This window comes from Rhodovulum sp. P5, assembly GCF_002079305.1.
Taxonomy (GTDB): domain Bacteria; phylum Pseudomonadota; class Alphaproteobacteria; order Rhodobacterales; family Rhodobacteraceae; genus Rhodovulum.
Genome location: NZ_CP015039.1, coordinates 1407237 through 1421645 on the forward strand (window position 1 = coordinate 1407237; position 14409 = coordinate 1421645).

Below are 14409 nucleotides of genomic sequence, written 5' to 3' on the forward strand. Positions count from 1 at the left end.
CGTTGTGACTAACCACGGGTAGAATGCTCTGACAAGTGAAAAATACACCGAACATGTCATTATGCCCGGCGATTTCGACCACACGGGTTAACGCCCACCGGGGCACCGTCGGGCCTCGACCACCCGGTCCCTGCCATCAAGGTCGGGGTGGATGGCAACGGTTTCAAGCCCGACCTCCGCGAAAATCCTGCGGACATCGGCCGCCTGGCTTGCGCCGATCTCGACCAGAAGCCGGCCACCCTCGGCCAGATGGCCCTGCACCCCAAGGGCAATTGCGCGATAGGCAGAGAGTCCGTCCGCCCCATCGGTCAGGGCCCCCTGCGGTTCGTGGGAAAGCTCCGGCGCAAGCGTCGCCATCTCGCACTCGGCGATATAGGGCGGGTTCGAGACGATGAGATCGTAAACACCCGACACATCCGCGAACCAGTCCGACTGGGTGAATTCCGCACGCATCACACCCAGCGCACCGGCATTCGCGCGCGCCACGTCCAGCGCAGCTGCGGACAGATCGGTGCCCAGCCCCGCCGCATCCGACCGTTCGGCAAGCAGGGTCAGCAGAATGCACCCAGAACCGGTGCCCAGGTCCAGAACGCGGGAAAACGGGCAGGCCAGTGCGGCGGCGATCAGCGTCTCGGTCTCCGGACGCGGGTCCAGAACGTCGGGCGTCACGATGAAGTCGCGGCCATAGAATGCGCGCCGCCCGGTGATATGAGACACGGGCTCGCGCGCAACGCGCCGGTCAAGGGCAATGTCCAGCACGGGCAGTACAGCATCGGCGACGGGATCGGGAAGGATCAGCGTCAGCCGCCCGGGATCGATGTTCAGCACATGGGCAAGCAACCGCCTTGCATCGCGGGGCGCGTCGGGAATGCCAGCCTGCCGAAGGCGCGCCACCGCGTGCGACAGCGCCTCGGCGCCGGTCATGTCTCCATCTCGGCCAGAAGCGTGGCCTGATGATCGGCGATCAGGGCATCGATGACCTCGTCCAGATCGCCCTGCATCACCTGATCCAGCCGGTAGAGCGTCAGGTTGATGCGGTGATCGGTCATCCTCCCTTGCGGGAAGTTATAGGTCCGGATCCGTTCGGACCGGTCGCCGGACCCAACCTGCGCCTTGCGGTCGGCTGCGCGTTCCTCGGCGGCGCGCTGGCGCTCCATGTCGTAAAGCCGCGCCCGCAGGACCGACATCGCAATGGCCCTGTTCTGGTGCTGGGATTTCTCCGAGGAGGTGACCACGATACCGGTCGGGATATGGGTGATCCGCACCGCGGAATCGGTGGTGTTGACGTGCTGCCCCCCGGCGCCCGAGGCGCGCATGGTGTCGATCCGGATATCGTTGGCCGGAATGTCGATATCGACCTCTTCCGCCTCGGGCAGTACGGCCACCGTGGCGGCAGAGGTATGGATGCGTCCGCCCGATTCCGTTTCAGGCACACGCTGAACCCGGTGCACACCGGATTCGTATTTCAGCCGTGCGAAGACGCCCTCCCCCTGGATGTTCGCGACGACTTCCTTGACCCCGCCAAGCTCTGTCTCGGATTCCTCCAGAATGGTGAACTTCCAGCCCTTCGCCTCGGCATAGCGCTGGTACATTCTCAGCAGGTCGCCCGCGAAAAGCGCTGCTTCCTCGCCGCCGGTGCCCGGGCGGATCTCCATGATCGCCGGGCGCGCATCGGCGGCATCCCGCGGCAGCAGGGCCACGCGCAGCGCCTGTTCAAGTTCCGGCTGGCGGGTCTTCAGCGCGGGCAGTTCCTCTTCGGCCAGCGCGCGCATCTCGGGGTCGTCCAGCATCGCCTCTGCCTCGGCGATATCGTCCAGCAACTGCCGATAGGCGGCGATCTGTTCCGCGACCGGTTTCAGCTCCGCGTATTCGCGACTGACCTGCGCGAAATCCTCCGCCGCGCCGGTGGACAGCTTGGCCTCCAGGAATTCGAAGCGCTGGGTAATCTGGTGAAGTTTGTCGAGAGGAACCATGGCGTTTCCTCGCGCGAAGGCGCGCCGCGGTCAAGGGGCGGCCGCGAGCAACAGGTTTCGTTGCCCTTTGGGAATCGGTATGCTTCAGGTGCGGAAAATGGGGGGTGGTTATGGCCTACGCTTTGGCACATGCACTTGTGACGGGTCTTATCGTCTTTGGTGTGATCTTCGGGTTTCGCGCCATGGGCTGGCTCGAAGGCCGGCCGAAATGGAAACAGGCCCTGATCGTGGCACCGGCAATCTTCATCGTCCTGTTCGGTCTCAACCTCATCTGGCCGGCGGGCACCGGAACCGGCGGTTGAGCGTGCATTCAGTTTCCAAGACGCGTCTCTAGCGCGGCCTGCCACCGCGCCAACCGGCTTGCGTTAACCCCCATGTCGGAATGGCCATAGCGAGAGCGGGAAAATGCGGCATAGGTCGCCCCCTCACCCTCTGGCAGAACGCGGACAGAGATATAATCGGGAAACCCGAACAGGGCGGAGCGCTGGACATAGGTCATCCAGAGTTCGGCAGGCGTACCGGCGATACGTTTGGTCCGCCCTTCGCCAAGGGCGAAGTCGTCGATGGCCGCGGCCAACTCCAGTGGCGGAACGGCAAAGACGGGCGCTGTGCCATCGCCACCCGCGGGGCGGATCAGGGCCGCGTTCGGGCTGTCGGGCTTTGTGGCGGTCAACGGGTCGACATGCCAGACCGTCGGGTCATCCGCGACGCGCCGGAAATAGACGGCCCCGGCCGCCGTTGCGACCACAAGGACCACGGCCAGCAGAATGAGTATCTTCAACGGTCCTCTCCCCTTTCCTCGCGCCGCGCCCAGCCCCAGAGGCAGATCAACTCGACCGCCACATGGGCCCCGGCGATGGCCGTGATCCCCGCCGGATCGAAGGGGGGCGAGACCTCCACCACGTCGCCCCCAACCAGATCGATCCCGGCCAGCCCGCGCAACATTGCCGCGGCCTGCGCGCTGGTCAGCCCACCCCAGACCGGTGTGCCGGTTCCGGGGGCAAAGGCCGGGTCCAGCGCGTCGATATCGAAGCTGAGATAAACCTTCGCGTCACCGACGATCTCTCGAATACGCGCCACCGCCGCCTTGGCGCCGTGGTCATGGACGAAGGGTGCATCGAGGATCATGATCCCCATCGTGTCCGGGTTGTCGGTGCGAATGCCCACCTGCACCGAGCGTGCCGCATCGATCAGCCCCTCGTTCACCGCCTTTCGGAACATCGTCCCATGATCGATCCGTGTCGGATCATCATCGGCCCATGTGTCGGTATGGGCATCGAACTGCACCAGCGCCAGCGGCCCGTGCCGGGCAGCGTGGGCGCGCAGGATCGGCAGGGAAATGGAATGGTCGCCGCCCAGCGCGATACATCCTGCCCCGGCCTCCAGTATGCCGGCAATATGGGCCTGCAACACGGCGGGGAACTCTGCCACCGAAGCGTAATCGAAAGCCAGATCGCCATAATCCACGATGTCGAAGCTCTCGAACGGATTGAAGCCCCAGCCAAAGGGCGCATCGAAGGCCTGGAGCGTGCTGGCCTCCCGGATCGCGCGGGGGCCAAGCCGCGTGCCGGGGCGGTTCGTCACGGCCTGGTCGAACGGCACGCCGGTGACGGCCAGATCAACGCCCGTCAGGTCCTTGGTCAGCATCCGCCGCATGAAGGAGGTCACGCCACCGAATGCATTCTCATAGGCCATGCCACGGCGCCCCTTGCGGGTGATCGCCGTGTCGACCTCTGCCTTCGCGTCTTCCAGCGCCATCAGCCGCCCTCCTGTCGCCCGCAGGATAACGCGTGCCGCGCCGGGGGCCAGCCCCGCCTTTACATCGCGCGCGCGATTTGCCCTTGTCGCCCCGAGCCCACGACAGGGAGGCCCCGATGTCCCACTCCGATTCCGATGCACTCGTCCACGATCCCGACGGCGGTTTGCCGCGCCTTCTGGAAATCATGCGCCGCCTGCGCGACCCCGACACGGGCTGCCCCTGGGATATCGAGCAGGACTTCGCCTCGATCGCGCCCTACACCATCGAAGAAGCCTATGAGGTGGCAGACGCCATCGCGCGGCAAGCATGGGATGAATTGGAGGCTGAACTGGGCGATCTGCTGCTGCAGTCGGTCTATCACACCCAGATGGGGGCGGAGGCGGAACTCTTCACGTTCGAGTCCGTCGCGAACCGGATCGCGGACAAGATGGTCGCCCGCCATCCCCACGTCTTCGGCGACGAAAGCCGGGATAAATCCGCGGAGCAGCAGACCCGCGACTGGGAAACCATCAAGGCCAAGGAACGCGCCGACAAAAAGGCCAAGGGAGTGCTTGACGACGTGGCCCTTGCCCTGCCCGCACTGCTGCGCGCGGTAAAACTGCAGAAGCGCGCGGCGCGGGTGGGGTTCGACTGGCCCGAAGTAGCACAGGTGGTCGACAAGATCGCCGAAGAGGCCCACGAACTGGCAGAGGCGCGCGACACCATGACCGAGGCCGAGGTGTTCGAGGAATACGGCGATCTTCTGTTTGCCGTGTCCAATCTGGGCCGTCACCTCGGGGTCGAGCCAGAGGAAGCCCTGCGCGCGACCAATGCAAAATTTACCCGCCGCTTTGGCGCGGTCGAGGCAAAACTGGCCGAGATGGGAAAACGGCCGGAGGATTCGGATCTGGCGGAAATGGACGCGCTCTGGAACGCGGTGAAGGCAGAGGAAAAGGCGGGCTAGCCGCCCCCATCAATGAGTGTCGCCCGTCGCGATTTGGCCAGGCCAACAGATGCCAGGTCTTGACCCAACTAATTTGGTCAGGTTTAAGATGTCGCAGGGAACCATCACCTCGAACGGGAGAGACCATGACATTGCGCACTGCGCTGGCGGCTGCGACCGCGACCCTCTTGCTTGCCCCTGCCGTATCGGCTGACGTCAACATCTATTCGTACCGCCAGCCCGACCTGATCAAACCGGTGCTGGAGGCCTTCACCGACGAAACCGGTATCCGCACGAATGTCGCCTTCCTGAACAAGGGCATGGTCGAGCGGCTGCAGGCCGAGGGCAGGCGCAGCCCCGCCGACATCGTGCTGACCACCGATATCTCGCGCCTTGCCGAACTCGTGGCGGCGGGCGTGACGCAGCCGGTGGACAGCGGTATCCTGACCGCAAACATCCCCGCCGCGTTCCGTGCGCCGGACAATCAGTGGTTCGGCGTGACCACGCGAGCGCGGATCGTCTATGCCGCGAAGGACCGCGTCGATCCGGCCGAGATCACCACCTATGAAAGCCTGGCCGACCCGAAATGGCAGGGTCGCATCTGCACGCGGTCGGGCACGCACAGCTATACGCTGGCCCTGGTCGCGGCGATGATCCATCACCACGGGGAAGAAGCGACGAAGACCTGGCTGGAGGGGCTGAAATCCAACCTCGCCCGGCGTCCGCAAGGCAATGACCGTGCGCAGGTCAAGGCGATCTGGGCCGGGGAATGCGACATCTCGCTGGGCAATACCTATTACATGGGCCAGATGCAGGCCGATCCGGAGCAGCAGGCCTGGGCCAACGCGGTCAATGTACTGTTCCCCGTGTTCGAAAATGGCGGCACCCATGTCAACGTCTCGGGCGTGGCGATGACGGCCGCGGCGCCGAACCGCGCGGATGCGTTGACGTTCATGGAATTCCTTGCCTCTGAGAAGGCACAGGAAATCTATGCCTCCGAGGTCTTTGAGTACCCCGTCGCCCCCGGCACAGAGCCGTCGGAACTGGTGGCCAGCTGGGGCAGTTTCACCGCGGACGATGTGAACCTTATGGATTTGGCCGGGCTGCGCGGCGCCGCCCTGCGGCTGGTGGAAGAGGTCGACTTCGACGGCTGACCGGGCCCGGGCGCGCTGGACTTCCCCGCGCGCCCACGGCACGCTCCGCCCCGAGCCATCGGAGACGCCCCATGCCCCGCAAGATCATCATCGACACCGACCCCGGTCAGGACGACGCCGTCGCGATCCTGTTGGCGTTGACCAGCCCTGATGAGCTGGAGGTGCTGGGCATCACCGCGGTGGCGGGCAACGTCCCCATTGCCCTGACCCAGAAAAACGCGCGGATGGTGTGCGAACTGGCGGGCCGGCCCGACATGCGCGTCTTTGCTGGCTGCGACCGGCCCTTGTCACGCGATCTGATCACGGCGGAACATGTGCATGGCAAGACCGGGCTTGACGGGCCCGTGCTGGCAGACCCGCAAATGCCCTTGCAGGATCGCCACGCGGTGGAGTTCATCGTCGAAACGCTCAGGCAGGAAGCCCCCGGCACCGTGACGCTCTGCCCCCTCGGGCCGCTGACCAATATCGCAACCGCCTTTCAGATGGCGCCGGAGGTCGTGCCAAAGGTGGCGGAAATCGTTCTGATGGGTGGCGCCTATTTCGAGGTCGGCAACATCACGCCCGCGTCCGAATTCAACATCCATGTCGACCCCGAAGCCGCGGATATCGTCTTCCGCTCGGGTGTACCGCTGACGATGATGCCGCTGGACGTGACGCACAAGGCGCTGGTGACGCGGCCGCGGAATGAGGCGTTTCGGAAACTTGGAAACCGCGTCGGGCAGGCCGTGGCCGAGATGACCGATTTCTTCGAACGGTTCGACAAGGCGAAATACGGTTCCGAAGGCGCGCCGCTGCATGACCCCTGCGTCACCGCCTATCTTCTGCGGCCCGATCTCTTCACCGGCCGCCACATCAATGTGGAGATCGAAACCGAGGGCCGCTTTACCACCGGCATGACGGTCGCCGACTGGTGGGGGGTGTCCGGGCGCGCGCCGAATGCCACCTTCATGGGCGATGTGGATGCCGACGGTTTCTTCACCCTGCTGACAGAGCGTCTTGGCCGGCTGTGACGGTTCCGAAGCGTCAGTGGTTTTTTGGCAGATACTTCGGGATTGGCCCGGATCGCAGCCTAAGTGATCGTCCATGACACTCGATATCCCTTTCGACAATTCCTACGCACGTCTGCCGGACCGCTTCTACGCCCGGCAGTCCCCTGCCCCGGTCCGCGCGCCAGCGCTGATCCAGTTGAACGATCGCCTTGCCGAGGAGCTTGGCCTCGATCCGTCCGCCTTACGCTCCGGCACCGGCATCGCGATGCTGGCGGGCAACCATGTGCCAGAGCACGCCGCACCCCTGGCCCAGGCCTATGCCGGCCATCAGTTCGGGGGGTTCGTTCCGCAACTGGGCGACGGGCGGGCGATCCTGCTGGGCGAAATCATCGCGCAGGATGGCCAACGGCGCGACATTCAGTTGAAAGGCGCCGGCCGCACCCCGTTCTCCCGGATGGGCGACGGGCGGGCATGGCTGGGGCCTGTCCTGCGCGAATACATCGTGTCCGAGGCGATGCATGCCCTTGGCATTCCCACAACGCGGGCACTGGCCGCCGTGACAACGGGCGAAGATGTCTATCGCCAAAGCCGCCTGCCGGGGGCGGTGCTGACGCGGGTGGCCGCCAGCCATATCCGCGTGGGGACCTTCCAGTATTTCGCCGTGCGCAATGACACAAAGGCATTGGAAGACCTGACAGCCCATGTCATCGCGCGCCACTACCCCGAGGCGCAAGGCGCGCTTGACCTGCTGCGGGCGGTGATCACGGCACAAGCCCGGCTGGTGGCGCAATGGATGGGCGTGGGATTCATCCACGGCGTGATGAACACCGACAACATGAGCGTCGCGGGGGAGACCATCGACTATGGCCCTTGCGCCTTCATGGACGGATATCACCCCGACACGGTCTTCAGTTCCATCGACGCGCACGGCCGCTATGCCTTTGCCCGGCAGGCTGACATCGCGGCCTGGAACCTTGCGCAACTGGCAAGCTGCCTGTTGCCATTGATCGACGAGGACCAGGATCGCGCCATCGGACGGGCGACCGAGGCGCTGCACGCCTTCCCCGAGATCTTCAAGGCCGCATGGCTGGATGTCTTCCGCCCAAAGATTGGCCTGACCACTAGGGAAGATGGCGATGCGGAGCTGATCCACCGCTTGCTGGACATGATGGCGGCAAGGCGGGCGGACTTCACGAATACCTTCCGAGGCCTTGCGGACGGAACAGTGCAGGATGCCCTGACAGGCGTCGCGGCTTTCGACGATTGGTCCGCCGCTTGGCAGGCGCGTCTTCAGCGCGAACCGAATGCCCCCGAAGACAGTTCCGCCCTGATGCGCAGCGCCAATCCCGCGGTGATCCCTCGCAATCACCGCATAGAAGAGGCGATCGAGGCCGGTCTGACCGGTGACTTCGGGCCTTTCCGGAGATTGCTGGACATCTTGCAGACACCATTCGATGACCCCGCCCCCCAATTGGCCTATCGGGATCCGCCCGCCCCGGGGCAAGAGGTGATGCAGACATTCTGCGGCACCTGATACGCGCGGAAGGAAGGGCGCGGTTGCAGTCTCGCCTGTCGGCAAGCATCGTGCTAACGCACAGGCGCCACAACCCGGGGTTTGCATGCACGTCCTTCAAATCGCTTCGTTTCTGATCGTCCTCGCCGCCGTGTTCGGGAGCGTGAATTACTTCTTCCTCAAGCTGCCGCAGCCCATAGGCATCCTGATCGTGGCGCTTCTGGCCTCGGTCGCGGCGATGGTGATCGACATGCTGGTGCCCGGGCTGCAGATTGCCGACACGCTGCGCGGCATGATCGGTGAGATCGACTTTTCCGACGCGCTGCTGGAAGGGATGCTGGGCCTTTTGCTGTTCGCAGGCGCCCTGCATGTCAAGATCGAGGACTTGCGGAGCGAAGCGTTGCCTGTCCTGCTAATGGCGACCATGGGCGTGGCACTTTCGGTCGCGGTCGTGGGCGTCGGCTTTTCTTGGCTGACCGGTATGCCGCTGCTTGTGGCGCTGGTCTTCGGGGCCATCGTGTCGCCCACCGATCCCGTGGCCGTTCTGGGGGTGTTGAGAGAGGCCAATCTGCGCCGGTCGCTGGAAACCAAGATCGCCGGCGAAAGCCTATTCAACGACGGCGTGGCCTATGTCGTTTTCCTGATCCTCGTCGGGCTGGCCTTTACGGGCGACGCCCATGGCGACCACGGGGAGGGCGGCGCGGCCATCGGCGCGATCCTGCTGTTCGTGCAGGAAGCCTTTGGCGGGGCGGCGCTAGGCGGGCTGCTGGGTTGGCTGACCTTCCGGGTGATGCGGCAGATCGACGACTATTCGCTGGAGGTGCTGATCACGCTGGCGCTGGCCTTCGGCGGGTATGAACTGGCGGTCTGGCTGCATGTCTCCGCACCGATCATGGCCGTCGTGGCCGGGCTCATGATCGGCGATGTGGGCATGAAATACGGTATGTCCGAAGAGACCCGGAATTACGTCGACGCCTTCTGGAAACTGATCGACGAGATCCTGAACGCGGTGCTGTTCCTGCTGATCGGGGTGGAGGTCTTCGCGGTGGCCTTCGACATGGACACGCTGCAAGCAGGCGGCATTGCCGTCGGTCTGGCGCTGCTGGCACGCTTCGTCGCGGTTCTGATCCCCATCCTGATCCTGCGGCCCTTCCATGGCAGCGGCAAGGGCACCGTTCCAATCATGACATGGGGCGGGCTGAAAGGCGGCATCTCGGTCGCACTGGCGCTCAGCCTGCCGGACAGCGAGTGGAAGCCGATGATCCTGACCGCGACCTATGTCATCGTGGTGTTCTCGATCGTCATTCAGGGGCTGACCATCGCGCCCCTTGCCCGACGCATCGGGCGCGAACCGGAACTCTTGTGAGGTCAGGATGCACGTGCGCCATCTGTCCCCCATCGCCGCCTTCGACATCCACCCCGGCGGCAACGCCCGCACGTTCAGCGACCCGTGGCCCTCGCCCCGTCCCCCGAAGGAGGCGCTGTGGCGCTGGATGCATCTCGACCTTGCCGATCCCGGTCTGGCGGAATGGACGCTGACCCACCTGCCCCCGGTGCCCGCCGGGGCCCTTGTACAGCCTGAAACCCGCCCGCGCTGCACCCCCACCGACGGGGGACTTATCGTCAACCTGCGGGGCGTGAACCTGAACCCCGGCGCCGATGCCGAGGACATGGTATCCCTACGGCTATGGGTGACATCGGCGCTGGTCGTCAGCGTGCGGATGCAAAAGGTCTTCGCCATCGACGACCTGCGGCAAGCCGCCGAGGCTGGCGAGGCGCCCCCCAACCCGGGCGCATTCCTGGCGGCACTGGCCGAAGGACTGACCGACCGGCTGGAAGCGGTGTCCCTTGCCATGGATGACGAGGCCGACACGCTGGAGGAGGCGATCCTTGAACAGGATGACCATGACGCCGGCGGCCGGCTCGGCGCGCTGCGGCGCAAGGTGATCCGCCTGCGCCGTTTCGCCGGCCCGCAGCGCGAGGCCCTAGCCCGCCTGTCAGAGGCGCCCGCCAAGTTGATCGACCCCGACGCACTCGTCCTGCTGGGAGAAAGCGCCAACCGCGCCACCCGCACGGTCGAGGAAATCGATTCGGTTTCGGCCCGCCTGCAGACGCTGCACGACCATCTTGAAGCGGCCCGCGGCAATATCATGGCCCGAAACGGCTATGTCCTGTCCGTTGTCGCCGCGATCTTCCTGCCACTGGGGTTCCTGACCGGGCTCTTTGGCGTCAATGTCGCGGGCATGCCGGGCACCCAGTGGCCATGGGCCTTCGCCGCCTTGTCCCTTGTCAATCTTGTCTTCGCAATCGCGCTGCTGGCCATCTTCCGCGCCTTGAAATGGCTTTGACCTTGCAACCTTGTGCGCGACGGGTCGTGCAGGAAGGGGTGGAAACCGCGCCGGGCAACCGATAGATCAAGGGTTCGAAATCCGGGGGCCGCGATGTCCGACACCATCATTTCCCGCTGCGAGGCGAAAGGCCTGCGCATGACCGAGCAACGGCGCGTCATAGCCGGGGTCTTGCAGGACAGCGACGACCACCCGGATGTCGAAGAACTTTACACGCGCGCCAGCACTGTCGACCCCAAGATCTCCATCGCCACGGTCTATCGAACCGTCAAGCTGTTCGAGGAGGCCGGCATCCTTGAAAAGCATGAATTCGGCGATGGCCGCGCGCGATATGAGGATGCGGAACGCGCCCATCACGACCACCTGATCGACCTGAATTCCGGCGAAGTGATCGAATTCTGCGACCCCGAGATCGAGGAACTGCAGGACAGGATTGCCCGAAAGCTGGGCTATCGGTTGAAGGGCCACCGGTTGGAACTCTACGGCGTACCGCTGAAAAAGGGGTAATCCCCCTTCCCCGGCACCGCGCCGCGGGCTAATGCGGGATGTCTCTCCTGCGATGGATTCCCGACATGGAAAACCTGCGCGGCATCGCGCTGATGGTCGTCTCGATGGCGCTGTTCGCCCTTGAGGATATGTTCGTCAAACGTCTGGCCGCCGACCTGCCGATCGGGCAGATCCTCGCGCTGCTTGGTGCGGGCGGCGCGGTGGTCTTTGCCGCGATGGCCCTGGCGCGCGGGCAAAGACTGTGGTCCGGTGCCTTGCTGACGCGGCCGGTTCTGTTGCGGAATGCCGGCGAGGTCATCGGCACGCTGGGATTCGTGACGGCCATTGCATTGACGCCGCTGACCTCGGCCTCGGCCATTCTACAGGCGACGCCGCTGGCCGTAACGCTGGGCGCGGCGCTTTTCATGGGGGCGCAGGTGGGCTGGCGCCGGTGGACGGCGATTTGCGTGGGGCTGTTCGGCGTGCTGCTGATCGTGCGACCGGGGCTGGAGGGGTTTCGCCCGGCCTCGCTGTTCGCGGTGATGGGCGTGGCGGGGTTGGCGCTGCGCGACCTTGCGACGCGGGCAACCCCGCGCAATGTCTCCTCGCTCCAACTGTCCACCTACGGTTTTGCGATGCTGGTGCCTACGGGGATCGTTCTGATGTTGGTCGGGGAAGGCCCGACCGGCATAGACGTTGCAAATGTCGGGCGCCTGGGGGCCGCGCTCGTCATGGGCGTTGCGGGCTATTACGCCATTGTCGAGGCGATGCGGGTGGGAGAGGTCGCCGTCGTCACCCCGTTTCGCTATACCCGGCTGATCTTTGCCCTGCTTGTCGGGATGCTGGCCTTCGGGGAACGCCCCGATGCCCTGACCCTGACCGGGGCCGCCGTCATCATCGCCTCGGGCCTTTACACGCTGTGGCGGGAACGCGCCCTTTCCTTGGGGCGCACCCGGCGCTAGAAGGTCGGCGAATTCGCATTCGCAGCAAATCAGGGACTGTCCCGCTATGAGCACCATCATCGATATCATCGGCCGCGAAATCCTGGACAGCCGGGGCAACCCCACAGTGGAAGTGGACGTCATCCTTGAGGACGGCACGATGGGCCGTGCCGCCGTGCCCTCGGGTGCCTCTACCGGCGCGCATGAGGCGGTGGAACGCCGCGACGGCGACAAGGCCCGCTATATGGGCAAGGGCGTGCTGGACGCCGTCGCCGCCGTGAATGGCGAGATTGCCGAGGCATTGGCGGGCATGGACGCAACCGAACAGGTGGCCATCGACCGCGCGATGATCGAACTGGACGGGACCGAGAACAAGGGCCGGCTGGGCGCCAACGCGATCCTCGGCGTGTCGCTGGCCGTTGCCAAGGCCGCGGCCGATTTCACGACGCAGCCGCTCTACCGCTATGTCGGCGGCACCTCGGCGCGCATCCTGCCGGTGCCGATGATGAACATCATCAATGGCGGCGAACATGCCGACAACCCGATCGACATCCAGGAATTCATGATCATGCCGGTCAGCGCGCCCACGATGCGCGATGCGGTGCGCATGGGCGCCGAGGTGTTCCATACGCTGAAAAAGGAACTGTCCGCCGCGGGCCACCTGACCGGTATCGGCGACGAGGGCGGCTTTGCCCCGAACCTGTCCTCCACCCGCGACGCGCTCGACTTCATCCTGAAAAGCATCGAGAAGGCGGGCTACAAGCCGGGCGAGGACGTCTACCTCGCCCTCGACTGCGCCTCGACCGAGTATTTCGAGGGCGGCAAGTACGAGATGAAGGGCGAGGGGAAATCCCTGACCGCCGCCGAGAATGTCGAGTATCTGTCGCAGCTTTGTGCCGACTACCCGATCATCTCGATCGAAGACGGCTGCGCCGAGGATGACTGGGACGGCTGGAAATTGCTGACCGAAGCGCTGGGCGGCAAGGTGCAGCTTGTGGGCGACGACCTGTTCGTGACCAACCCCAAGCGGCTGGCCGACGGGATCGCGCAAGGCGTCGCGAACTCCATGCTGGTGAAGGTGAACCAGATCGGCACACTGACCGAAACGCTTGCCGCCGTCGAGATGGCCCACCGTGCACGCTATACCAACGTGATGTCCCACCGCTCGGGCGAGACCGAGGACGCGACCATCGCCGATCTGGCCGTCGCGACCAATTGCGGGCAAATCAAGACCGGGTCGCTGTCGCGGTCGGACCGGCTGGCCAAGTACAACCAGCTGATCCGGACCGAGGAGATGCTGGGCGAAACGGCTGAATATGCCGGGTCGTCGATCCTGAAATAAGATAAGGCGCCGGGCCCGGTTCACGCCGGGCCAAGGCGCCTTTCAAACGTCCGGTGCCGCCCGTCGGGTCAGACGAAACGGTACAGACCGTAACTGGAACCGCGGTTCGCCAGTTCCTCGATCAGGGCACGGCCTTCCGCGGTGGGCATACCCTGGGAATCCAGCCAGCCGCGACCGCGCGCCGCCTGCTCTTGGCGTTCCTTGCCGGGCGCGGCGCAGAAACTTGCAAGCCCCAGAATTCGCGACACCATATCATCGGTGGTCATCACCGGTTCGGCGTCCAATTCTTCAACTTCATCCATCTTCATTGTCTTGTTCCCCGAAAAATCTGGTTCGCCCCGCACAACCGACGCAAAATTTGCTACGGCACGGGCCATAGCAAAAATGCTGCGTCGCAGCAATGCCGGTGCAGCATTGTGCCGCGATGCAGAGAAAGTAACCTCGAAAAAGTAAGTTTTGATGACGCCATCGAGACAAAATCGGGACAATTGTAGACGAATCGGCCGGCTTGCAGGGGGGACCACAACGGCTAGACTGCTGCCATGACAGCCGACGAAATCATCGCCACCCTGAACCTGGCACCGCATCCCGAAGGCGGATGGTACCGCGAAACATGGCGGGCCGATGCCGATGGAAACGCGCGCGCGACCGGTACCGCGATCTACTACCTTCTTGCCGAAGGTCAGCGCAGCCACTGGCACCGGGTCGATGCGGATGAAATCTGGCTGTTTCACGCGGGCGATCCGTTGGAACTGCGCCTTTCGGCCAGCAAAGAGGGACCAGCCCAAAGGTCAATTCTGGGCGCCGATCTTGCCACCGGCGCGCGGCCGCAAGTCGTTGTGCCTGCGCATCATTGGCAATCCGCCCGACCGCTTGGCGCGTGGACATTGGTCAGTTGCACCGTCAGCCCGGGCTTCACCTTCGACGGATTCGAGATGGCCGCACCGGATTTCGACATACCCATTGCCGGGTCCGAATGACG

16 protein-coding genes are annotated in these 14409 nt (G+C 64.6%); 11 read left to right on the plus strand and 5 right to left on the minus strand.

The genetic code is table 11. The features are described from left to right. Positions 1–87: 87 nt before the first annotated feature. Together prmC and prfA are read right to left on the minus strand one after the other, a co-directional pair. Positions 88–924, minus strand: a complete 837-nt coding sequence (gene prmC, locus RGUI_RS06875; protein ID WP_081532367.1) for a peptide chain release factor N(5)-glutamine methyltransferase — start codon at positions 922–924, stop codon at positions 88–90. After that, positions 921–1973: a peptide chain release factor 1 gene (gene prfA / locus RGUI_RS06880; protein WP_081532368.1), complete on the minus strand. Its 1053-nt coding sequence runs from the start codon at positions 1971–1973 to the stop codon at positions 921–923. The genes prmC and prfA overlap by 4 nt, the downstream gene beginning before the upstream one ends. A 122-nt stretch (positions 1974–2095) precedes the next feature. Here prfA and RGUI_RS06885 point away from each other — a divergent pair, with 122 nt between their 5' ends. Further along, positions 2096–2275, plus strand: coding sequence for a hypothetical protein (locus tag RGUI_RS06885; RefSeq protein WP_172841097.1), 180 nt, complete (start codon positions 2096–2098; stop codon positions 2273–2275). An 8-nt stretch (positions 2276–2283) separates the two neighbouring features. Here RGUI_RS06885 and RGUI_RS06890 read toward each other — a convergent pair whose 3' ends face one another. Next, positions 2284–2754 carry a DUF1499 domain-containing protein gene (locus tag RGUI_RS06890; protein ID WP_081532370.1) on the minus strand — a complete coding sequence of 157 codons (471 nt, stop codon included), beginning with the start codon at positions 2752–2754 and terminating at the stop codon, positions 2284–2286. Then, positions 2751–3731, minus strand: coding sequence for an agmatinase (gene speB / locus RGUI_RS06895; RefSeq protein WP_081532371.1), 981 nt, complete (start codon positions 3729–3731; stop codon positions 2751–2753). The genes RGUI_RS06890 and speB overlap by 4 nt, the downstream gene beginning before the upstream one ends. A 116-nt stretch (positions 3732–3847) precedes the next feature. On the opposite strand from speB, the gene mazG reads away from it, so the two are divergent. The 9 genes from mazG to eno all read left to right on the plus strand — a co-directional run bounded on the left by mazG (position 3848) and on the right by eno (position 13427). Continuing rightward, the gene (gene mazG, locus RGUI_RS06900) at positions 3848–4675 is read left to right on the plus strand and encodes a nucleoside triphosphate pyrophosphohydrolase (protein WP_081532372.1); all 828 of its coding nucleotides are present in this window, start codon (positions 3848–3850) and stop codon (positions 4673–4675) included. A 125-nt stretch (positions 4676–4800) separates the two neighbouring features. Then, a complete protein-coding gene (locus RGUI_RS06905) occupies positions 4801–5808 on the plus strand; it encodes a Fe(3+) ABC transporter substrate-binding protein (RefSeq protein WP_081532373.1) in 1008 nt (335 codons plus the stop codon). A gap of 71 nt (positions 5809–5879) precedes the next feature. After that, positions 5880–6818, plus strand: a complete 939-nt coding sequence (locus RGUI_RS06910; RefSeq protein ID WP_081532374.1) for a nucleoside hydrolase — start codon at positions 5880–5882, stop codon at positions 6816–6818. Between the two features lie 73 nt (positions 6819–6891). Beyond that, positions 6892–8331 carry a YdiU family protein gene (locus RGUI_RS06915; protein ID WP_081532375.1) on the plus strand — a complete coding sequence of 480 codons (1440 nt, stop codon included), beginning with the start codon at positions 6892–6894 and terminating at the stop codon, positions 8329–8331. A gap of 85 nt (positions 8332–8416) precedes the next feature. After that, positions 8417–9676: a sodium:proton antiporter gene (locus tag RGUI_RS06920; protein ID WP_081532376.1), complete on the plus strand. Its 1260-nt coding sequence runs from the start codon at positions 8417–8419 to the stop codon at positions 9674–9676. Positions 9677–9683: 7 nt separating this feature from the next. Next, a complete protein-coding gene (locus tag RGUI_RS06925; RefSeq protein WP_081532377.1) occupies positions 9684–10658 on the plus strand; it encodes a zinc transporter ZntB in 975 nt (324 codons plus the stop codon). 93 nt (positions 10659–10751) lie between these two features. Continuing rightward, positions 10752–11165: a Fur family transcriptional regulator gene (locus RGUI_RS06930; protein WP_081532378.1), complete on the plus strand. Its 414-nt coding sequence runs from the start codon at positions 10752–10754 to the stop codon at positions 11163–11165. 65 nt (positions 11166–11230) lie between these two features. Then, complete coding sequence (locus RGUI_RS06935) at positions 11231–12106, plus strand: DMT family transporter (RefSeq protein WP_081532379.1); 876 nt, start codon at positions 11231–11233, stop codon at positions 12104–12106. A 46-nt stretch (positions 12107–12152) separates the two neighbouring features. Then, on the plus strand, positions 12153–13427 hold the full coding sequence (gene eno, locus RGUI_RS06940) for a phosphopyruvate hydratase (RefSeq protein ID WP_081532380.1): 1275 nt from the start codon (positions 12153–12155) through the stop codon (positions 13425–13427). 68 nt (positions 13428–13495) lie between these two features. On the opposite strand, the gene RGUI_RS06945 is transcribed toward eno, so the two are convergent. After that, entirely contained in the window at positions 13496–13804 is a 309-nt protein-coding gene (locus RGUI_RS06945; RefSeq protein WP_156882893.1) for a hypothetical protein, read from the minus strand. 165 nt (positions 13805–13969) lie between these two features. Between RGUI_RS06945 and RGUI_RS06950 the strand changes: the two genes are divergently transcribed. Beyond that, on the plus strand, positions 13970–14407 hold the full coding sequence (locus RGUI_RS06950; RefSeq protein WP_081532382.1) for a cupin domain-containing protein: 438 nt from the start codon (positions 13970–13972) through the stop codon (positions 14405–14407). Positions 14408–14409 lie beyond the last annotated feature (2 nt).